We start from the raw sequence: 21,751 nt of genomic DNA on the forward strand, positions 1-21,751 counted from the left end.
TATGGAAATTACCATCAGTTTACCTCAAACAGGTAAAACTTTGACCAAAACACTACTTCTAACAGATGAACAAAGGCAATTAAATACCATTTTTGATTTTGGGTGTTAAAACGCGGAAGTCAGGAGAGCAACACAAAAGGTATTGGACGCCTGCCAATTGAGAACGAAAAAGGTTTTAAAGAATGAGACTTATATCTACCTCAGAGCAGATTATAGTTTGCAAAAAATAGAGCTAAGTGAGATTCAATGGATTGAAGGTTTGGATGATTATTTGAAAATTCAATTAAAGGATAAGAAACCGGTAGTGGTTCGAATGACCATGAAAGCTATTTTGGAAAAATTGCCATCTTCAGAATTTGTTCGTATACACCGTTCCTACATAGTGCCCTTTGAAAAAATTCAGCATGTTCGAAACAAAACTGTTTTTTTAGAACAAAAGGAATTTCCTATTGGAAACAGTTATGAGGAGGAGTTCATGAAATTATTTTCTGGGAGTTCCCGGTCGCTTTAACCCCAATACTATATTAGAAATCGCATTGAAGTTTTCAAATGCAATAAAGGCGAGGGATTAACTTTATTATTCCGGTTCTTTGCTAAGTTTTCTATAGGGAAATTGGGAAATAGTATCAAATAAGTGGTCGTTTATCGATACATTTTATTTTTCGCCTCAACTTTTTTCCTGTTTACCTCAAATTATTTTTCATAAGCCAGATTGCATCCACCTTTGTATCATCAAAATTGAAACAAAGTAATTAACCATTTATAAATAGCAGATGAAAACAGGATCAACAAACATTTTGGAGTACGGAAAAATCAAAAATCTTAGAATAATTATTAAGAAATAGTTTTTCCATTCAGAATTCGGCCTGCTTATTCTTTCAGCAGTTTCTTATTCCAAGAATCTCCGTTACAAGAAATTTGTACGAGGTAATATCCGGGAGTAAGTGATTGAGTTGAAATCATAAGCAGGCCGCTTTGTTCTTGCCATTGTTGAAGAAGTTTGCCTTCTAAGTCAAACAACTGAACTTTAACTAATTCTTTGGTGTTGTAGTTGAATGGTAATTCGATAAATACTTGATCCAGGCTTGGTACCGGAAATAGTTGAACCTCATTGCTAAAAGTCTGAATTGGTTTATTTCCAAGTATGGAAGAGTGTATAGAAGTGAAGCAACTCAGGGCAATATCGTCTTCATCAATTACACATAATTGAACCGAGTCGCTCCCAAAAACCTGGATTTCTCCAAAAGCATTTTTGAAATTCATATTACCAAGTCCATTTCCCCCTTGGTTCCACAAGGAATCTTGTAAGGATGGTTGGCCAAAAACCGGGGCATAAAGATTGAGGTAATAAGCCAAGCTGGTATTGGTTACGCTTAATCCGCTTGCGTTAATTTCCGGAATACCGGAGTTTGTTCCATCATCCATCACATTGTGGTGAGTATCGCCCGAAATAAATAAAACGTCATGCAGGTGGTTGTTTTCAATGAAATCCAGCAATTCGGTTTGGCTGGTTGGGTAACCCGGCCAATAACCGGCAAAGGCCAAGGCCAAATGCATTCCGGTGCTGTTAATTCCTTGAGACGATAATTGGAAGGTATAGGATTGTAATCTAATTCCAATTTCAATCAAACGACGCATACTTTTATTAAAAGGAACTCCACCGGCAATAAATTTCCAATCTGCAGTAGATTGAAGCAAACCGGTTTTAAGCCAATCCATCTGAGCCTGGCTGATGATTCGATGGCCGGTGTCAGGAACAAAGCTCCATAAGTTGCTGTCGGGATTGTAAACAAATGCATCGGCTTCGGCATCTTTGTCGTTTCGAGTGTCGAGGAAAAAGAATTCGCAATTTCCAACCTTAAAAGAATGGTATAATGCCACGGAAGTGTCGGGTAATTCATAGCCGGGGAAATATTCTACGTATGCTTTTTTGACGTTGGTGCGGTGAATTTCCGGGATGCTATCAGTGAGAATAAAATTAACCAAGTGACCGTTTATGGAGTCGAAGGTGTAGTAGGTGTTTTTGTATTTTGCAGAGCCCCAACCATCGTCATCGTCGTTGATATAATCGATGGGAACCGACCATAACATTTCTTTGGTTCGGTTTTCATTGTATTTCCTACGCCACGATTTTTGCACCTGGCTGTATACTGCCGGATAGGAGTTATCAAGTTGGTAACTGGGGTAAGTAAAGTCCCCTGTATGAATAAATAAATTCGGACGATGAGCTTTCATAACATCGAAAACCTTCATATTAGCGGTTTCCTGGCAGCTGCCGGTAGTAAACTTCAAATAAGTTTTACTTCCCTCCATCGGAAAAGTTTTGCAACTTCCAATCCGTGAATCGATTTGTGAATCGAAACGAAAGCGGAAGAAATAGTTGGTATTGGATTGCAAATCAGAAAGGGTAACAATTTTAGAATAGTCGAGCAGACTATCGGTAGCATCGGACCAGGTGTTAAAGGATGAAAAAAGGGAATCGATGCCATATTCAATGGTAAAAGCCTGTGCAGAAGCTGTGCGAATGTATACCCGTATGGAATGGTCGGTCACCCCACCAAAGACAGGACCATGGCTTATGAACTGTGATTTGGAAGAAGGTAAAAATGAAAAAAGGAAAAGAAAGGTAAGCAGGTTAGTGAAGTGCTTCATACAGGTATTTGGTAAACAGTTGGAAAGGTGAAGATAGGAAAACAGAAGGATCCGGATACAGGAAATGAAGAAATTAGTAATAACTTAAGATTGCAAATTAAACTCGCCAGCATATTCTATTTCCGGACCTACTTGTTGGGAGAATGCAGCCTGTCCGGGTAAATGGAAGAAAAAAACTTAGAACTCTATTTTATAAAATGACCAATTGGAGCATTGCAGAATGTTGGGTTGGGGTCGGGTAGGGATAGAGGCAAGTAGCCCACAGGCACACGCGGCGTTAGCCAAGTGGGCCGAGGACTACAGCCGATAGCCCGACCATGAGCCTTGCCGTTCTTGGGAAAATGGAAGATGCCGGGTGCGAATGGGACCCGCCAAAAAATCAAACTCTAAGAAAGCGGAGGTCACCGAACCTTGATTTGGAGGAAACGTTTTATTAACATTTCGGTAATGCTCGGTTGTGGAAAACCTTTGGGTGGCAACGAAACCAAAGCAAGACTATGTCGTTTACATTTATCAACTGTTTTACCTAACGCCTTCGGAATGCTATATTCATTGCCCTTTATTGCTGCCTTTGTAGGGTGGTTAACCAACTGGATTGCTCTTAAATTGATGTTTTATCCTCAAAAGCCGATTAATTTTTATTTTTTCGAATTGCAGGGAATTTTTCCGAAAAGGCAGCAGGAAGTAGCTCAACAAATTGCCAAAATGGTATCGGCAGAATTAATTTCATTCAATGATATACGTACTAAATTGAATAGTCCGGAGCAGTTGAATGATATAAAAATGCATATTGATGAGAAGATTAATGATTACTTATGTCATACATTCCCTTCAAATTATCCAATTACATCCTGGTTTTTTGGCCATCATCAACGTCAAGGAATTCGTGAAGATTTAATATTGGAAGTTGAGAAATTTACTCCTGAAATTATTCAGAAATATACGGATAATTTGGAAGGTGAGTTAAATATTGAACGAATGGTTGGAGAGAAAATATCGACGATGGACCCTATGCATTTTGAAGTAATAATTAATGGAATTATGAAAAAAGAGTTTGCCTTGCTAAGCATAGTAGGCGGAGTATTAGGGTTTACAGTAGGTTTGGTACAACTGGCCATTTTGAGTATTTAGTGCAGATGGAAAATGAATACGAATACCTTAAATTAAACAGGTTTACATCGGTTCCTTTTGTGTTTGATTTGGTTAATAGAAAGGTGTTGACCTTGGTTAATCCTGAATTGTGGGAGGATTACAACGACCGGGCAACCATGCAGGTTTACAAGGAAAAAGTGGGTGCCAAAAGTATTTATGCTTTGTGTTTAACCCACCGCCATGAGACTATACATCATTGGAATGCATTTGCTAATGGACCGGGTGGTTGCAAAATTGAGTTCAGGTATAATCAGTTAATAGCTGAATTGGAGCAAAATAAGGGTGTTTTGCATGGCGAAACCAAGTATATGAAGGTAAATGAATTGACTCAAAATGCTAATTTTCCAATAGCACAATTACCTTTTGTTAAACGATTGCCATTTAAGCCGGAGAATGAATACCGTATTCTGGTTGTATCCGATTTAGATCAAACATCGGTGCTGGATATTCCGATACAGTTGGATTGCATTCGAAGTATTACCTTTAGTAACAAATTGCCTAAACCTACCTATGAGAGTTTGAAACGAACCTTGTTATTGGTAGAACCCGGTTTAAAAGGAAAGATTTTGAGGTCGACCTTGTACAAAAATTCACAATGGATAGATTATTTTAATTCGATTTAATACCCTATATGAGCACAAATTTTATTGAAATTGAAGTAGAAATTGGATTAACTCCGGAGAAAGTATGGAGCTATTGGACAGAATCCAAGCATATTATGAATTGGAATTTTGCTATTCCGGAATGGCATTGTCCGTTTGCCGTGAATGACCTTAGAGTAGGCGGAAATTTCACCTATCGCATGGAGGCAAAAGATGGAAGTTTCGGGTTTGATTTCGGCGGAACTTTTACAGAAGTTGAACCACATAAGCTTGTGGCATATACCTTGGGAGATGGTAGAAAAGTTAGGATAGTCATAGAGCCGGTGGAAAATGGGGTAAAGATTACCGAATTTTTTGAGCCGGAGAATCAGAATCCATTGGAGATGCAACGCGGAGGCTGGTTAAGCATACTAACTAATTTTAAAACCTATGCGGAGTCGCAAGGATAAGGCAATTGGGTAGTTAAAGTAAGCTGAAAAATTCTGCCGGGATGAAGGTCTATTTTTTATAAATTTATTGTATGCGGGCCCCCTCCGCCCAACATACTAATTTGCATGCCCCAAAAACTTGCACGGGCGTTCGGGTCACGCTTTCGGCTGTAGTCCAAGCCCACTCCGCTTAATCGCTTCGTTGTCTTGGAGCTACTTGCCTCTATCGTTGCCCGAGACGGTATCTATTCGTGTGCTTGCTAATCAAACTTAGTATGGTATCTATTAGGTTTCTGCAAGGGGAACTTTTTCAAACTCAGGATAAATTTCTATTGACTTAAATCAAGGATGCTAACAAGAGAAGTGTCTTTCAGAAGCAATAAAGTGTAAAGAGTAGAATAATAGGCAATTGTATTCGAATGGCACTTTTTTCATCTTCGCTTAACACAGAAGGATTCCACTTTGAAGGATGACAAGGTTGAAAAAAAGCTCAATACTGATTTTAGATTTTAGAACAGATCCCTTACTTTTGACTAAACCAAATTCAAAATTCCACCTATGGATAATCCGCATTACCACCTTTTGTTTAACCACCTTCCCATTTTGATACCTTTTGTTGGACTTTTGGTTATGGTAGTGAATTTCAAGTTTAAATCCAATCCGGTTACCCGAATGGCCTTAGGGATTTTTATTCTTGGTGGTCTTTGCACTTTTTTAGCCCATGAATCAGGCGAAGGGGCAGAACATGCTTTAAAAACAGACTTAAGCATTAGCCATGAATTAATTGAGAAGCATGAAGAAGCTGCAAAGCCATTTACTATAGTTAATAATTTGTTGGCTCTTATTTCAATCATAGCTTTATGGGCCAATTGGAAAGAAAAGTCCTTTAGCAATATATTGACCATGTTGGCCTTGTTATTGGCCTTACTTTCTTTTTATTTTTCATACCAAACCGGACTTACCGGAGGACAAATCCGTCATCCCGAGATTAGGTTTGACAGTATTGGTATGTAGACAGATAATGCAGATTAAAAGGAAATAGCCTTAAATTTTGGTAAATTTTAATAAAATCCACCTTGTGTTTCGATACAGGAAGATGGAATATGCATTACTATTCATTTTTAGTGTTTCTTTGTTAGTAAGAAATAAATATATTTTATGAAAATAGGGCTGGCTCAAATTCAGTCGAAAGTTGGAGATATTGACCACAACATCCAATTGCATCTGAAATATTTTCAAATGGCAGATGATAATGGTGTTGATTTAGTTTGCTTTCCTGAATTGTCTCTTATGGGATATGAGCCACGAATAGCACGAGAACATGTTTCAAATACCTTATCGGAAATTTGGAATTCCTTTCAGTTATTCAGTAATAGAACAGGTATGATTGCCTGTATTGGTATGCCTTCTCCGGGTAAGGAGAAACCTAGAATTTCCATGTTTGTCATAATGCCTCATAATCCTATTAAGATTTATTCCAAGCAAAGACTACATTCCGACGAATTGCCATATTTCGAGGAAGGCGATTCTGACTTGCTTTTAGAATGGGGCAATCATAAAATTGCACCGGCCATTTGTTATGAATCTTTATTAGAGGATCACTCTAAGCAAGCTAAATTGAATGGAGCTACCATTTATTTGTCAAGTGTAGCAAAAGCAGATACCGGAATAAGCAGGGCCAAAAGCTATTTTCCTGAAATGGCGGCCCAATTAGGTTTAAATGTTGGAATGGTAAATGCCTTGGGTCCCAATTCCGGATTTCAAAGTATGGGTCAATCTACAGTTTGGAGTTTAGATGGTAGTAAATTGGGTAGTTTGGATTCCATGAATGAAGGACTGTTAATTTGGGATGTGAGAAACTCCACTGTAAGTAAATCACAATGAAACAAATAGATAACATATTGGGGATTAGAAAGCTCTTTGAATATTATAAATCATTGGGTGATAAAACCTTAAGCAGAGTTACAGATGAACAACTTTTTTGGCAACCAAATTCAGAGAGTAATAGCCTGGCAACCTTGGTTTATCATCTGCATGGAAATATGTTGTCAAGATGGACTGACTTTTTGACCTCCGATGGAGAAAAGGAATGGAGGGATCGGGTTTCAGAATTTGAGAATAATCACCATTCAAAAGAAGAGTTATTAAACAAATGGGAAGAAGGGTGGATGTGTTTGTTTTCTGCAATTTCAACCTTAAGGGAAGAAGATTTGGATAAGGTTGTATATATCCGAAACCAGGGACAAACAGTCATGGAAGCTGTTCACAGGCAATTGGCACATTACTCGTATCATGTTGGTCAGATGGTTTTTCTTGGTAAGATGTTGGTAGGAAAGGAATGGGAGAGCTTATCGATTCCCAAAGGAAATTCGAAAAATTACAATGTGGAGAAATTTTCTAAACCTTTAAATCAGGATCATTTTACCGGAGAATCTTTACCTGAAAACATCAATAAGGCAGAAAACCAATGATGCTTTAAGGAATCAATAAATACCCGGAGAAAAATTGAGAATGAAAAAAAAACTATCGACCAAATGAATAAAACTTTTTCGATGCAATCCATTATTCATCTTAGAAAATTGGTATGGGGAATTGGACTAATGGTAATTTTCCTATGCGCTTGTAGAAATAAAGGTGAACTTACCAAAGATGAGCAACTTAGCGTGAATCCTGACGATGAAACAGCGATGTTAGATAGTGCAGGTAATGAGCTTACAAACACCATGATTATGAATGATACGGCAACCTATCCAAGTTCTGTTGTTCTTACCGGATTGCCCCAACATCGATTGGTAAGTATTTATAAGAAAATGAAGGTAAAGAACTCCCGTTCCGGTTCCTTTTACTCCTCCGGTGAAACCGGATATTCCGAAGAAAATAATGAGCATTTTATGCCTGGAATTGATGTGCTATATGGCTTCAACCTGGTCAATATTGCACATTATGATTTTCTGACAGAAAAACAAAACCTATTGTTTAAGAAACCGGTCTTGATAAAATCCTTATACTATCCTTCATTTGTGCAGGATTCCATTGATAAAAAGCCTGTAAATAGGGATTATTATTTAGTTTCGGTGTATGATGAAGATACGAATAAGGATACCTTGTTAAATAAGAAGGATTTACGTCATTTCTATTGGTTTGATGCAAATGGTTCCCAGGTAACCAGGTTGCTACCGGATGACTTTTCAGTTATTCGATCAGATTATGATCCTGGAAATGATGTGATGTTTTTGTTTGCCAGAAGGGACAAGAATAAAAACGGGGAAATTGATAATAACGAGCCACTACATTTGTTTTGGATTAGCCTAAAGAAACCCGAAAAAGCAAAACAAGTTTATTAAAGCAATTAAATTGTAGAGTATGGAATCCATTGAAAGGCAAGCACTCGAACGGAAAATTAGAGTTTTTACCATTCTATTTATGGTTGGATTAGTTTTAAGCGGATTAACGGCATTTCCAATTGAATCTCAATTAGATTTTGGAGCAAACATTATTAGTTTTTTCCCGGATTTGTTTCAAGCTTGGTTTAATAAGATTTATTTGGCTGTAAAGGAAACTAACCAAAAGTATCCCTTTATGTCTTACGGAACAGATTGGTTGGCTTTTGCTCATTTAGTTATTGCGGTTGTTTTTATAGGGCCTTTAAAAGATCCTGTCCGAAATAATTGGGTATATCAATTTGGGATGATTGCCTGTGTAATGGTTTTCCCGCTTGCCTTTATCTGCGGCCCAATTCGAGGAATACCTTGGTTTTGGACATTAATTGATTGTTCGTTTGGAGTTTTCGGATTCATTCCACTTTATTTGTGCTATAAATGGACAATATTATTGGAAAAAAATCGGACCAATTAATTCTTTATTTTCGAAAAAAAAATATGCAAAAAATGATAATTGGTTCGAAAGATTCTCCGATGGTTTTGAAAACCCCTCCGTTAAGTTCTGAATACACCATGCATGTAGAAAGCAAAGATGGAAAGGAAATTTTAGTTTGTACAGTAGGGAAAACGGTACTCCATTACAATATACAGTGCTTGCAAGATTTGCATGCCATGTTGAAAAAGCATGGAGATTGGATGGAATTAGGTAGTGCAGACGAACAAAAACCTGCTAAAGAAGGTACCGTAGAAGCATGGGGTAGGTCTCCGGAAAACCCGGTTGGAGGATGGTATGGATTAAAGAAAGGCTTAAGAGGAAGGTTTGGAATGTACATTCCCCCATTAATGGAAGCTCTTGGATTAGCGGAACTAACCCACGAACCCAAAGGAAATAAAATGCGTGCAAAATAAACTTTGGTAAGTGTATAGATTTGAAGCCGTAATTCATTTAATTGGAGTAAATCCCTTTGTTTTCGTCCCTGAATTGATTTTGGAGAATTTGTTCTTGAAATCCGGCAAAAGAAAAGGCAGTATTCCAATTTCAGGTCAAATTAACGGTAAAGATTTTCAACAGACCTTGGTCAGGTTTGACGGCGAATGGCGGTTGTATATAAATACTGCTATGCTGAAGAATTCTCCTAAACGAATTGGGGAAACAGTGAAGTTGATGATTGATTTTGACCCATCAGACCGAAGCATCGCATGTCCGGAACAGTTAAAACAGGCCTTGGATCAAAATCCGGATGCCAAATTGATTTTTGAAAAATTATCCCCTTCCAGGCAAAAAGAAATTGTTAGGTATATCGCCAGATTAAAATCGGAGCAATCCATTCAAAAAAATTTGGAAAAAGCCATTGCCTTTCTCAAGGGACAAGGTAGATTCGTAGGACGAGCTAAACCTGAGTAATCTCATGATAGAAATTGAAACATCCAGACTTCTCTTGAAAGGCATTGATATTTCAACCTTTCATACACTTTTTAGAAACCATACCGATCAAGAGTTGATGGTGTTTTTTGGAGTAGAAGGCGACGGATTTGATTTTTATAAGGAAATACATGAAAAAGGAGGAGCAACCTTTCGGATTTCTCAATTCTTTTTTGTTATACAACGGAAAGAAGATGGAAGAGCAATTGGTGAATGTGGTTTTCATACCTGGAATACCTTTCACAAAAAGGCTGAACTGTATTATAAACTTCATCAGGATGCATTTAAAAACAAAGGGTATATGGGCGAAGCATTGAAGGAAATAATTGAATTTGGATTTTTGAAACTGGATTTGCATCGAATTCAAGCATTAATAGATCCCAATAACCTGCCCTCCTTTAAGTTGTTGAAGAAAAATGGGTTTGAATTGGAAGGTAGGTTGAAAGAGGATTATTGTGTGAATGGAATATTTGAAGATTCTGATTCTTATTGTTTACTCAGACCAAACTGGGAATTGAGGAATGTAAGACAAAAATAACGAAGTTTTTTGTTCTGAAAAAGTTTTCAACTCTTCTGAATTGGTATATAAACCCTTGTATTTTTGGAAGGTAATTGCATGCATAAATATGTAATTTCCTCTTATTTTTTTAATTCTTAATTTTTTTCAAATGGGCTTTCTTCTTTCTTATGGTTGGATAATACTATTGGTTTTATGTTTAGTATTATACAAATACATTCTTCGATTTATAATGGGAATGGTTATTGTTCCTGAGGATAGAATTGGTTTGGTAACCAAGAAATTTGTCTTGTTTGGCCCGAATAAAGAATTGCCCGGTGGACGAATCATTGCAACTAACGGAGAAGCAGGTTTTCAGGCCAATACATTAGCACCCGGTTTATACTTTGGTATGTGGTTTTGGCAATACGAAATAACCATGGAACAATTTACCATCATACCTGAAGGTAAAATTGGTTTGGTTTTGGCCAAAGACGGAGCGGAAATTCCAACTGGTAATATACTTGGACAGAAGGTAGAATGTGATAATTTTCAGGATGCAGGTAAATTTCTTCAAAATGGTGGACAACGAGGTCGGCAAACAACCTATATAACAGCCGGTTCTTATCGGATAAATACGATGTTGTTCCAGGTATCTATTTCAGAAATGATTCGGATTCAGGAAAGCAGGGTTGGGATTGTAACAACCTTGGACGGAATGCCGGTTGAACAAGGGCAAATTGCAGGAAAATTGGTTGATGGTCATAATAATTTTCAAGATTTTGATGCTTTTATAAAAAATGGAGGTAACAGAGGTTTGCAACCTCAGGTAATTTTGGCCGGCTCATACAATTTAAATCCTTGGGCAATTCAAATTGAAGAAACCCCAATGACCGAAATCCCTATTGGTTATGTAGGGGTGGTTATATCCTTCGTAGGTAAGGATGGGGCAGACTTAACCGGTAAGGAATTTACCCATGGTAATATAGTTGAACGCGGTAGCAAAGGTGTTTGGATGGAACCACTCGGACCCGGTAAATATCCTATCAATAAATACACTATGAAAGTGGAGTTGGTGCCAACTACGAACCTCGTTCTGAATTGGGCATCTGCACGCAGTGAAGCACATAACTTGGATAAAAATTTGTCCACTATCACTGTTCGGTCTAAAGATGGCTTCCCTTTTAATTTAGATGTTGCACAGATTATTCATGTTCCATCCATCGAAGCTCCAAAAGTTATAGCACGATTTGGTAATATGGTAAATTTGGTTTCGCAGGTATTAGAACCAACCATTGGGAATTATTTTAGAAATTCGGCACAGGATAGCGATGTCATTGCATTTTTGAGTACAAGGAAGGAAAGACAAGATTCTGCAAAAGCCCATATTAAAAAGGTTTTGGATGAATATAACGTGAATGCAGTTGATACCTTAATCGGAGACATTGTTCCTCCTGAAACCTTAATGAAAACCTTGACCGATCGTAAAATTGCCGAAGAACAAAAAATTACCTACGATACCCAAAAACGTGCTCAGGAAACAAGGCAAGGTATGGAAAAGGAAACCGCTATTGCCGATATGCAAAAGGATATTGTAAGAGCCCAGCAAAGTGTAGAAATCGCAGAACGAACAGCCAATGCTACCGTTAAAAAGGCAGAGGGAGATGCTGCAAGTGTGAAATTGGCTGTAAGTGCAGAAGCAGAATCTACTAAAATGAGAGCTCATGCCGAGGCCGAATCTACGAAATTGCGTGCAGAAGCCGAATCCCAAGCCATTAAATTAAAAGCATCTGCCGAAGCAGAAAAGATCTCTTTGACCGGTAATGCCGAAGCTTCTAAAATTTCTGCCATTGGTAAATCTAACGCTCAAGCCTATGAATTAGCCGTTAAAGCTCTGGGAGGAGATAACTTTACCAGGTATAAAATCACCGAAGAATTGTCAAAAGGTCATATCAAATTAATCCCGGATGTATTAATTGGTGGTAATAACTCCCAAGGTAATGCAATGGATGGCTTGCTTGGCCTGAAGCTGATGGAAATGATGGACCCTAATAAAAAAGTGGAAGGCTCTCCTAAAACGACCACCGATCCAACCGGTAGTCCGGATTTAAATCAATAAGGAATGCTCCCAAACTATGAAATAACAGTAGATTCCAATTGTGTAATTGAATCTATCCACGAATTTAACTTCTCCGTCAATAGATTGTATACGGCTTTTTCAAATGCTGAATATCTTCAACAATGGTGGGGACCTCATGGTTTTACCAATACCTTTTATATTTTCGACTTTAAACCCATGGGAAATTGGAGTTTCGTCATGCATGGACCTAACGGAGCAAACTACCAAAATGATTGTCAATTCCTGGTAATTAAACCCAATGAGAAATTGGTATGGAATCACCATTCCAACCCCAAATTTCAAATGAATGTGCAGTTTGTCCCGTTGGAAGAACAAAAGTCGAAATTAATCTTCGGCATGAGGTTTCTTTCTTCGGAACAATGTCAGGCTCTTAAAGCGTTTATTCTTGAGAAAAATGAAGAGAATTTTCAAAGGTTAACCCCAATTCTATTTAAAATTCCAGGATAATAGCTGCTCGTTTTTTAAGTATGCAAATCCCTGTTTTTTTGTCTTCACAGCATTGCATTTCCAATAGAATGGATGCTTTTATTGAATAGTTGCTGTGCCCGATTCCTATTCTCATTTTTTTTTCGGAAGGAGTACCTCGAATTAATTTCATTTTACCTTTGAAAAGCATGCGAAATTTAAAAAAGGCCAGGTTTCTAATTTGCATTGTATTCATATTCAGTTGGATACGGCCTTGTTTCGCACAAGTTGATGTGCCTGGACTTGCTATTTCCAAAGTTACTGAGAACCTGTATGTTTTTACAAGCTATCGTTTAATTGGCGATAGCCCTTTTCCTGCTAACGGACTTTACATGGTTGCCAAAGATGGTGTATATATGATTGATACTCCCTGGGATACTACCCAATTTCAACCTTTACTCGATTCCATTGAAGCAAAACACCACCTCGCAGTTAAAGCCATTGTTTCCACTCATTCCCATGATGATCGTACCGCCGGACTTACCTATTATCGAAAAAAAGGAATCGCTACCTATACCAGTAAATTAACCGATAAACTCTGTATTAAAAATAAGGAATCAAGAGCCGAGTTCCATTTTGATCAGGATACCACATTTATTTGGGGAGGAGTCAAGGTTTTGGTCCATTATCCAGGACCCGGACATAGCCCTGATAACCTGGTAATTTGGTTCGAAGATCAGGCTCTGCTATTTGGCGGTTGCCTCGTTAAAAGTGTAGAAGCTACAAACCTTGGAAACCTAGAAGATGCGGATGTGAAAAAATGGGAAAGAACCTTGCTTCACCTCATGGATCGTTTTAAACAAGCAAAGTGGGTTATTCCCGGACATCAGGATTGGTCTGGAAAAGTCGCTATAAAACATAGCTTAAATTTGGTGAATGGTTATCTGCACTCCAATCCTAAGAAGTAATTGGCGGTTTTTATTGGAGGTTCAGTAAGGAAGATTTTTGAAAATTTATACTTCCCCAAACGAATGCTCCCAAAAATAAGCTTAAGCTCAAATGAAATTAGTTGAAAGGAACGAATTTTACCGGAAAAAGGTATTCTATTAAGGCCTCCCCATTTTTTTCTTCCAATATTCCATTTTCATTCCTAGCCCATTAATTGGGGTGGAGGTATTTTCAATGTTTCGTTCACATGCCTGTATTTTGGCATTTCACTCTCTTTTACCCAAAAAAAAGTTTGATATTTCAACCTGATTTAGAACTTCGCAGATTCCATGTTTAATTTTTCCATTTTTCCAACCCAAACCTATCGTTTGAATCTATCCCATTCATCCGAGAAGGTACTCCAGATACTTCGAAAGCATACTACTGAACTTGGTTCCGATAACCAGCAAAATTTCCTTTTTGAAGGTGAAATAGGTGTCAATTCGTTTAAAATCAGTTTGTTAGATAAAAGTTCTGCCTTGCTTAAACAGCCTTTCCCTACAATTTATGGAAAACTTGTTGCTGATCATGACAAAGGTTCTACCTGGGAAATTGGTTTTTATGCCAATCGACTTTATGCATTTGTTTTGCTACTTATTTTAATTAATAATTTCTACCTAGCTGCCAAGAAAGGTTACTCCTGGGGATATTATGGAGGTATGGCAATTTTCTTCTTCGTTTTCTATTCAACCATGTTTTTAGTAAATAGAAATCATTCCCGAAACTCCAGAATGCAACTGGAAGAACTCTTGAGTGAAGGCATTGCTGAATTTAAATCATTTGATAACTAATTCAAATAATATGAATTTTGAAGAATTGAAAACGGTAGTTTATTCCTTGCCAAATGTGGTAGAAAAGCCTCACTTTGACCGTGTTTCTTTTTCCTCTGCCAAACGAATATTTGCCACCTACCATCAACCGTCCAATTCGGCCAACCTGAAACTGTCTGATGTGGATCAAGATGTTTATTCAGTTATTTGCAAAGGGATGGTTTATCCTGTTCCTAACAAATGGGGAATACAAGGTTGGACTACCTTCGAATTAACAAACATACCTGAAGATATTTTTTTGGAAGCATTGAACCAAGCCTATCAGGATTCCTTAATTTAGACCTATCAAAACTAAGATTCCATACAAATTAACTTTTATTTTTTATTTCCGCTTATGGCAATTACTCGTGATATAAATACCTATTTTGAAAGTGGTTGTGGTCGGTGCGAATTGGCCGGAACTCCTGAATGTAAAGTGCATACCTGGCAACACGAACTCAGGCTTTTCAGAAAGTTACTTTTGGATTGTGGTCTCACCGAAGAGGTTAAATGGGGCTCGCCAACCTACACCTACAAGGGAACTATTCTTTTTATGCTGGGTGCCTTTAAATCCAATTGTGTCCTCAGTTTTATCAAAGGTGTTTTGTTAAAGGATGAAGCTAAGATCCTTCAAAGCCCTGGTGAAAATTCACAATCTGCCAGGGTTTTTAGAGTTGCTAAAGTGGCTTCTATACAGGAAAATTATGATGTGTTGAAGGCTTATATTTTTGAAGCTATGCAAGCCGAAGATGCCGGATTGAAAGTTGAATTTAAGAAAGCAGAAGAGCATGAAAAACCGGAAGAATTACTAGCCTGTTTTGATAAAATTCCTGGATTAAAAGCTGCCTTTGAAGCTTTAACTAAGGGTCGTCAAAGGGCTTATCTGCTGCATTTTACCGGTTCAAAAAATTCGTCTACCCGCATGTCCAGAATTGAAAAATATGTTCCCAAAATCCTAAGTGGCAAGGGAATGATGGATTAGCTTTTTCTCCAATTTTTAACTCCTGCCTTTTTCCTTGGGCCATTTTTTGTTCATTTTTTAAATTATAAGGGGGGCCCATTCGCATACGATTTTTTTCCTTTTCTTTCATTGGTAAGGCTCATGGCCGGGCTTTCGGCTGTAGTCAGCGTTACCCTCCGCCAAAAGGCTGCGGGTAACGCTGAGCTACTTGCCTCTATCCCTGCCCCGACCAAACCCAACCAGTGTGCAAGGAACTAGTTGGTGCTGAACCAGCGTTGTTGCTTCCGGTAGTATCCAACTAAACTTAGGGTCTGCAAAAAAAAACTAAAACCAATGATTAGCCGGAAAATAAATAGTCTTTTGCTCTATTGGATTGCATGGTGTAATCTTAACTTGCCTGGAATTCCATGTTTCCCTTTTGCACTGGATCAATAGCTACAGAAATAGGTTGGAAGAAAACTTTCAGGTTGAGGTTGCGCCTCGGGCAACGATAGAGGCAAGTAGCTCCAAGCCAACGCAGCGTTTAGCGGAGTGGGCTTGGACTACAGCCGAAAGCGTGACCCGAACGCCCATGCACATTTTGGGGATTTTGCAAAAAGTAAAGTAGGGCGGAGGGGGCCCGCAAAATAGGAATTTTAAAAAATAGGCAATTCGTCTTGTTTGACCTTTTTAGCCGACCCTGAAATCCCCAATACACGGGTAGATTGCTGTGTTTTTGCAAATTCTAACTAGTAAAAGTCACCTGCTGATAAGTTCCGGTTGCTGAGGTAAATATGGAGCGAAATTGTTCTAGTTTTGCAGGAGATGAAATTTCTGAAATGCTTGTTTTTATTGATGTTTCTAAACGGAATAGGTGTAAAAATTTGCCATTCTCAAACTACCTTGGAGTTGAGTGATACAACCAATAAATGGTACGAATTTGGTTTGTACTATGGGGCAGATTATTACCAGCGTTCGCATTTGGTTAATTATTTTGAAGGGGATACCAATTTGTATAACATGGATTTCAGGAAGTTATACAGCAAAAACAAGGACACTGTTTTTTATCCAAGCACTATTGTTCCAATCGAAAATACCATATACAGAGGGTGTTTCAGGCAAGAGGGACAAAAGGTTTACTTCATTTTACCAAACCAGGAAGTTCCACGTTTGTATTGTGATTTTGATATGCAGGAAGGCGATACGTTAAAGTATTATTACAATCCGTTGGGTGCCAAAGTGCTTGAGATTAATTCTGTTATGTTTGGGGCTCATGTACTTAGGGAATATCGCTTAGATAACGAATTTGTTTTTTTTGAAGGAATTGGTAATGGCTTGGGACTATTTCGTGATTTCAGTGCCGGATTTGAAGGTGGGCAGTATTTAGTATGTTTTGAAAACCAGGGATTAGACCAGGATGTTTATCAATTGTTTGGAGATGTGCCAACTTGTATTACTGATCAGGTTTTATCTGTTCAGGAGATCAAGCCGGAGCATGAAAAGAAGAATTTGTATCCCAACCCGGTTCGCGACAATTTATATTTTAATAAGCCGGTTTTAGGAAATCAGCTTCGTTGTTTGGTCTATACCGGCATGGGAATGCCTGTAAAAGTGGAGGCCTCCTGGCTTCATACCAACCACCTCGAAGTAAGCGATTTGCCTTCGGGAATTTATTTTATACAGGTTTGGAGCGGCAAAAGCATATTGCTTTGGGAACGATTTGTGAAGGAGTAGGCAAATTTTTATTCCAGGTATTAATTCAGGAACTTTATGGTTGGTTATAAACTATTGCTCCTATTCCTCCTATTGCATTTTATTGTTCTAGTCGGGTAGGATACATACTAATCCATTTGGGTATTGTGGAACTATAAGAAAGGCATTTACTGGAAAAAGCCGGGAATGGGAAAATAAGGTTAGGATAATAGGGAATAATACCCCCAACTTTATGAATATAGTAGTGAAAAAATCGAAAAAATTTTAAGAAATCAATAGTTTTGAATAATTGATTTAATATGCTAAAATTGTCTATTGGTATAAATAAAATGCTAGTTTATAGATAACGCATTGAAAAAAGTATAGATAAAAATCAAAAAAAAATATTCATAATATATTGTAAATCAATATAATAAAAATATAATAAGGTCAAAAGTGTCAAAAAAAACCAAAAAATAATAATGAAAATTCAAGGTAAAATTAATATTTAAATATTTGATAAAGAATATTTTATGGAAAAATTAAAATAAAATCATGTCGGAAAAATTAAAAAAGTTTATGGAATGGAAATTTTTCATTTTTTGAATTTTTGCTTCATCAAATTTTTTAACTACTAACCTTTAAAATTTTTAACAAATGCTAAAAAACAATTACGGTGGTTTGGAAGGTTTATCGTCTTTCTCTACCAAGAAGTCATGGAGTAATTCAAATGTTACCTTAGACAGTCAGAAGTTTCGATTTGTAGATCAGGAGTTCCCTACCTATTATGATCGGAGGACTTATTCGGACAATTTCGGAGCGGAGGTGTTTCCAATTCGGATCGTTCATGAGCCTGAAGAAATCCTTGGTTATTATCCGAGTAACAACGAATCGAGTGGGGATATAATCGGGGGATTGGAGTTTATTCCTTCCAGGGCCATTTATTGCCTGTACCTGCCACACACCTGGGGTGGACGCACTTTGCCTCCTGCACCTAGGAGTTAAGACAGACTTTTTATTATTTATTAATTCTTTTTTTATGAAAAATATACACTATTTAATTTCGATGGCCATGGTATTATTGGGCTATCAAGGTATTTCTCAAAATGGTTTTCAATTAATTACAACAAAGGCTCAATTGGCCGGAGGCTATGATGTATCATGCAACAATGCTATGGATGGGAAAATTTTTGTAGCAGCATTCGGAGCCAATCAATTGGATTTGGAATTGTATAAGGAAGGAGTATTGGTTAGTAGTTATTCCAATGTTGATTTGCCATTTGGCTTTAATAATTTGGGGGCAGGGAGGTATTTGATCAAAGGTAGGAACCAAGGATTTGAGGCTTTTTCAGATACTATTCAGCTTTTTCAACCTGCTCCTATTTTGATAACAAGTAATTTAATCAGGGCTGCAGGCTGTTATCCGGGAAATGATGGAACAGTTGAAGTAAATATGCAAGGTGGGGTAGGTCCATATCAATTGGTATGGGAAGGACTTCCTGTTATTGGCAATCGATTAGAAGGCCTGGGCCAAGGCAATTATACGGTTCAGGTAGTAGATGGGAATCAATGTTCGTTTTCCACCGAAATCAATATACCGTTAGCCTTGGCGCCACAAGTAAATCCGGTAGTTGTTCCACTAAATTCTCATGGCTTCCATTTGAATTGCGCCAATGATAAAAATGCCTGGATTCATTTAAATATATTAAACCCTACAGGATCAGAGCGGGTTTTTTGGGAAGTTGACCAAGTGGAACGAAGTTTCCAGGAGAATTCTATTTTCGGCTTAGATTCCATTGAATCAGTACAAACCAATTATTTTGCAGGAGTTGATTCATTGACTAATCTTGGACCTGGTACTTACAGATATAAAGTTTATAATGATGCAGGATGTCAAACAACTGGAAATCTAGTTTTATTGGCGCCCTGGCCTTTTTATGAAAGAAGAAATTTGGAATGCAATCCAAACTATACGCCATCGTGTAATTGTGCTCCTTTAAATTTTCAATACCTAAATGCAATTGGAGGGATTGAGCCTTATTCATTGGTAGGAATCTCAGGTGGATTATACGATGTGCATGGACTTGAAATGGGACAAACCTACCAGTTTAAAATGCAAGATGCATATGGTTGCTCCGGACAAGGTGAGGTGCATTTGGCAGTGAATGATGGATTAATTAGTGAATTGTGTCCTATTGTTCAGATGCAGCTTTCGGAATTGAGAATTGGAGGTGTTCGAACCAGTTTATATGCAGGATATCATATTTCTAAAGAAAACGCAAACGATGGAGAAATTAATTTTTCTGCCATAGGAGGGAGCGGAAATTATGAATACAAAGCAAGGAAAATACAAGATCAGACAGAATTGGTACAAAATCATGGAAATTTTTCAGGTTTAAGCAATGGAAAATACTTTCTTTCAGTAGAGGACCTCCAAACCGGACAAAGAGATACAACCAGCATAGAGTTAAAGCAACCCGGCGAGCTTGCAGTAACAATAAATCCGCAGTTCTATCAATCTTGTGAAACACCCCAAGGTTTTTTAACTGCTTATGTTACCGGTGGCACACCTGGATACAAATTGGAGTGGCATTACCAGGGAAATGCAGGTGAAACAACAGATTTATATGGAGATATAGTTAAAATGGAAGGGTTGGGTTCTTATCATTTAGTGGTGGTAGATGCGAATGGAGATCGAGTTGAACAAGATTATTCCTTAACTCAATGGGCACCATTGTCGGTAACTGCAAATGCAATAACTCTGTCAAATGAATATCATACTCGTTGTGATCAACAAGATGGTAAAATTTCAGTTGAAATGTCCGGTGGATTTCCTCCATTTATTGTTCAAATGAAAAATTTAAAAGTGGAATCCGGTGATTTTGAATTTCAACCTGTGGTAACGAATGAACATCAGGCAATAATTGAAAATTTAGGCAGAGGTTATTATGAATTGACCATTATTGATTCTATGGGATGTAAGCAAGTGGTTTATACCGAAATTAAATCACCTGAAAGTGCAAATTTTGCTGTAACGGTAGATACCTATCCCAATGGTTATCATTTTAGTTGTGAGACTTGTGGTGATGCAAATGCCACAGCAACTAGTTTAAATGGGACAAGCAATCAATATAGTTGGTACCAAGATGTAAATCATGTAATGTCTCAATTGCCTCAATTGGAAGGAGCCAGTAGTCGGCAGGTTGTAGCTTTACCTGCCTCATTTGATTTTAGTCAATTGACTAGTCTTGGAGATGGAAATTCAATGCAATTAAATACACCTGATATGAACTATTTGGTGGTTGCCAGAAATGAGTTTGGATGTCTTTCTGCAGTTGGGATTCAGTTAGAAAAGCCAAGAACAAGAGATGGTTGGGGATTTAATGGAAACCAATTATTGGGGCAAGATGCGTTTTTAGGCACGACTGATAGTTTGCCATTGGTATTAAAATCTAATCAATTGGAAGGGCTAAGAATAACCACTCAAGGCAAAGTGGAGGTTCCGGTTTCATTAAAATCTGCCAAAATTTTTAGTCCTGAAATTGGTACACAGGAATTTGCTGATTTTCAAATTAAAACAAATGGAGAAAATGCCATTCTAGTAAAAGCCAACGGAAATGTAGGTATTGGAACTCAAATGCCACAAGCTAAATTAGAGGTGATGGGTAATTCTGTATTTAATGGTAATACCAATTTTTTAGGAAGCCTGGTTGCTCCAAATTTGCCTGTTTCTTCAGGTAATTCGGTTTCAGATTTGTCCCTTTTAAGTATTAATTCTCAAGGTCAGATAAGCAAACAGCCTTGGACTTCTAATCAGGATGGTTGTGCAACGGTTACAACTACCGGAACTACAATTTCTGCACAATATAGCGTAATACCACAATGGGAGGATGAAATCAATAAAATTTATACACTTTGTGGTAATGTAGGTATAGGTTTGGATAATCCTAACAGTAAATTACATGTAGCAGGAAATGGATTGTTTGATGGAGACCTGACTACTTATGATATTCATGGCAGAAGAGCTTATTTGCAAAGTTGCTTTATTCAGGAAAACATGGCTCAGAATGTTCCCTTTTTAACCTTGGAATCCAACAATTCCGCCTTAAGGTTTATTCCTAATTTGTCAGGAGGTGGTTATAATAATGTATCTCATGCCAATGATTTCGGAATAATTTGGTCGAGTGGCAATGCAAATACCCAAGGAAAAGGATTGGTAATTGCACCTGCATCAACGAGTGCAATAGGATTGAGAATCGATGCCAGCGGGAAAGTTTCAATCAATTCAACTACCCAAGTTCCGTATGGATTTTCTTTAGGTGTTGGAGGGGCCATTATTTGTGAAGAATTGGATGTTAGGTTGCAAGGGGCTTGGGGTGATTATGTTTTTGACAAGAACTATAAAAGGTTAGGCTTAGAGGAATTAAAAAAATACTTGAATGAGAACAAGCATTTACCGGGTTATCCTAGTGCTCAGGAAGTGGAGGATAAAGGCCATTTTTCATTAGGTCAAAATATTCAAAACCTAACTGTAAAAACGGAAGAACTATTCTTGTATCTTTTGGACCTCAATGAGCGACTCCTAGAAGTTGAAAAAGAGAATAAATCATTAAAAAATCAATTATTACAAACCATTAAAAATTAA

22 protein-coding genes are annotated in these 21,751 nt (G+C 37.7%); 21 read left to right on the plus strand and 1 reads right to left on the minus strand.

All coding sequences use genetic code 11. The annotated features are described in order from the left end of the window. The first annotated feature begins 142 nt into the window (after window positions 1-142). Window positions 143-511, plus strand: a complete 369-nt coding sequence (locus K1X82_02550) for a LytTR family transcriptional regulator (protein ID MBX7180966.1) — start codon at window positions 143-145, stop codon at window positions 509-511. Window positions 512-870: 359 nt separating this feature from the next. Here the strand turns inward: K1X82_02550 and K1X82_02555 are convergent, their stop codons facing one another. Beyond that, a complete protein-coding gene (locus K1X82_02555; GenBank protein MBX7180967.1) occupies window positions 871-2,652 on the minus strand; it encodes an alkaline phosphatase D family protein in 1,782 nt (593 codons plus the stop codon). Between the two features lie 540 nt (window positions 2,653-3,192). Here K1X82_02555 and K1X82_02560 point away from each other — a divergent pair. From K1X82_02560 to K1X82_02655, 20 genes are all read left to right on the plus strand, one after another. Further along, window positions 3,193-3,783 carry a DUF445 family protein gene (locus tag K1X82_02560; GenBank protein MBX7180968.1) on the plus strand — a complete coding sequence of 197 codons (591 nt, stop codon included), beginning with the start codon at window positions 3,193-3,195 and terminating at the stop codon, window positions 3,781-3,783. 5 nt (window positions 3,784-3,788) lie between these two features. Next, entirely contained in the window at window positions 3,789-4,427 is a 639-nt protein-coding gene (locus tag K1X82_02565; protein ID MBX7180969.1) for a hypothetical protein, read from the plus strand. Between the two features lie 8 nt (window positions 4,428-4,435). Further along, window positions 4,436-4,855 carry an SRPBCC family protein gene (locus K1X82_02570; GenBank protein ID MBX7180970.1) on the plus strand — a complete coding sequence of 140 codons (420 nt, stop codon included), beginning with the start codon at window positions 4,436-4,438 and terminating at the stop codon, window positions 4,853-4,855. Window positions 4,856-5,392: 537 nt separating this feature from the next. Then, complete coding sequence (locus tag K1X82_02575) at window positions 5,393-5,848, plus strand: hypothetical protein (protein MBX7180971.1); 456 nt, start codon at window positions 5,393-5,395, stop codon at window positions 5,846-5,848. A 144-nt stretch (window positions 5,849-5,992) separates the two neighbouring features. Next, window positions 5,993-6,718 carry a carbon-nitrogen hydrolase family protein gene (locus tag K1X82_02580; protein MBX7180972.1) on the plus strand — a complete coding sequence of 242 codons (726 nt, stop codon included), beginning with the start codon at window positions 5,993-5,995 and terminating at the stop codon, window positions 6,716-6,718. Continuing rightward, the gene (locus K1X82_02585) at window positions 6,715-7,305 is read left to right on the plus strand and encodes a DUF1572 domain-containing protein (GenBank protein MBX7180973.1); all 591 of its coding nucleotides are present in this window, start codon (window positions 6,715-6,717) and stop codon (window positions 7,303-7,305) included. The genes K1X82_02580 and K1X82_02585 overlap by 4 nt, the downstream gene beginning before the upstream one ends. Window positions 7,306-7,368: 63 nt before the next feature. Then, on the plus strand, window positions 7,369-8,178 hold the full coding sequence (locus K1X82_02590) for a hypothetical protein (protein MBX7180974.1): 810 nt from the start codon (window positions 7,369-7,371) through the stop codon (window positions 8,176-8,178). Between the two features lie 19 nt (window positions 8,179-8,197). Then, the gene (locus K1X82_02595) at window positions 8,198-8,689 is read left to right on the plus strand and encodes a hypothetical protein (GenBank protein MBX7180975.1); all 492 of its coding nucleotides are present in this window, start codon (window positions 8,198-8,200) and stop codon (window positions 8,687-8,689) included. Window positions 8,690-8,721: 32 nt separating this feature from the next. Then, entirely contained in the window at window positions 8,722-9,123 is a 402-nt protein-coding gene (locus K1X82_02600) for a hypothetical protein (protein MBX7180976.1), read from the plus strand. Between the two features lie 10 nt (window positions 9,124-9,133). Continuing rightward, window positions 9,134-9,619 (plus strand): YdeI/OmpD-associated family protein, encoded by a 486-nt coding sequence (locus tag K1X82_02605; GenBank protein MBX7180977.1) that lies wholly within the window; start codon window positions 9,134-9,136, stop codon window positions 9,617-9,619. A 4-nt stretch (window positions 9,620-9,623) separates the two neighbouring features. Continuing rightward, window positions 9,624-10,175, plus strand: a complete 552-nt coding sequence (locus K1X82_02610) for a GNAT family N-acetyltransferase (protein ID MBX7180978.1) — start codon at window positions 9,624-9,626, stop codon at window positions 10,173-10,175. Window positions 10,176-10,305: 130 nt separating this feature from the next. Further along, on the plus strand, window positions 10,306-12,252 hold the full coding sequence (locus K1X82_02615; GenBank protein MBX7180979.1) for a flotillin family protein: 1,947 nt from the start codon (window positions 10,306-10,308) through the stop codon (window positions 12,250-12,252). 3 nt (window positions 12,253-12,255) lie between these two features. After that, window positions 12,256-12,720 (plus strand): SRPBCC domain-containing protein, encoded by a 465-nt coding sequence (locus tag K1X82_02620; protein MBX7180980.1) that lies wholly within the window; start codon window positions 12,256-12,258, stop codon window positions 12,718-12,720. A 167-nt stretch (window positions 12,721-12,887) separates the two neighbouring features. Next, window positions 12,888-13,646 carry a subclass B1 metallo-beta-lactamase gene (gene bla / locus K1X82_02625; GenBank protein MBX7180981.1) on the plus strand — a complete coding sequence of 253 codons (759 nt, stop codon included), beginning with the start codon at window positions 12,888-12,890 and terminating at the stop codon, window positions 13,644-13,646. A gap of 309 nt (window positions 13,647-13,955) precedes the next feature. Beyond that, window positions 13,956-14,456, plus strand: a complete 501-nt coding sequence (locus K1X82_02630; GenBank protein ID MBX7180982.1) for a hypothetical protein — start codon at window positions 13,956-13,958, stop codon at window positions 14,454-14,456. A gap of 10 nt (window positions 14,457-14,466) precedes the next feature. Continuing rightward, a complete protein-coding gene (locus K1X82_02635; GenBank protein ID MBX7180983.1) occupies window positions 14,467-14,775 on the plus strand; it encodes an MmcQ/YjbR family DNA-binding protein in 309 nt (102 codons plus the stop codon). 54 nt (window positions 14,776-14,829) lie between these two features. Further along, a complete protein-coding gene (locus tag K1X82_02640) occupies window positions 14,830-15,456 on the plus strand; it encodes a YdeI/OmpD-associated family protein (GenBank protein ID MBX7180984.1) in 627 nt (208 codons plus the stop codon). 783 nt (window positions 15,457-16,239) lie between these two features. Continuing rightward, window positions 16,240-17,148, plus strand: a complete 909-nt coding sequence (locus tag K1X82_02645) for a T9SS type A sorting domain-containing protein (GenBank protein MBX7180985.1) — start codon at window positions 16,240-16,242, stop codon at window positions 17,146-17,148. Between the two features lie 615 nt (window positions 17,149-17,763). After that, entirely contained in the window at window positions 17,764-18,111 is a 348-nt protein-coding gene (locus tag K1X82_02650; GenBank protein ID MBX7180986.1) for a hypothetical protein, read from the plus strand. A gap of 34 nt (window positions 18,112-18,145) precedes the next feature. Then, window positions 18,146-21,751 (plus strand): SprB repeat-containing protein, encoded by a 3,606-nt coding sequence (locus K1X82_02655; GenBank protein ID MBX7180987.1) that lies wholly within the window; start codon window positions 18,146-18,148, stop codon window positions 21,749-21,751.

This window comes from Bacteroidia bacterium (assembly GCA_019695265.1).
Lineage (GTDB): Bacteria > Bacteroidota > Bacteroidia > JAIBAJ01 > JAIBAJ01 > JAIBAJ01.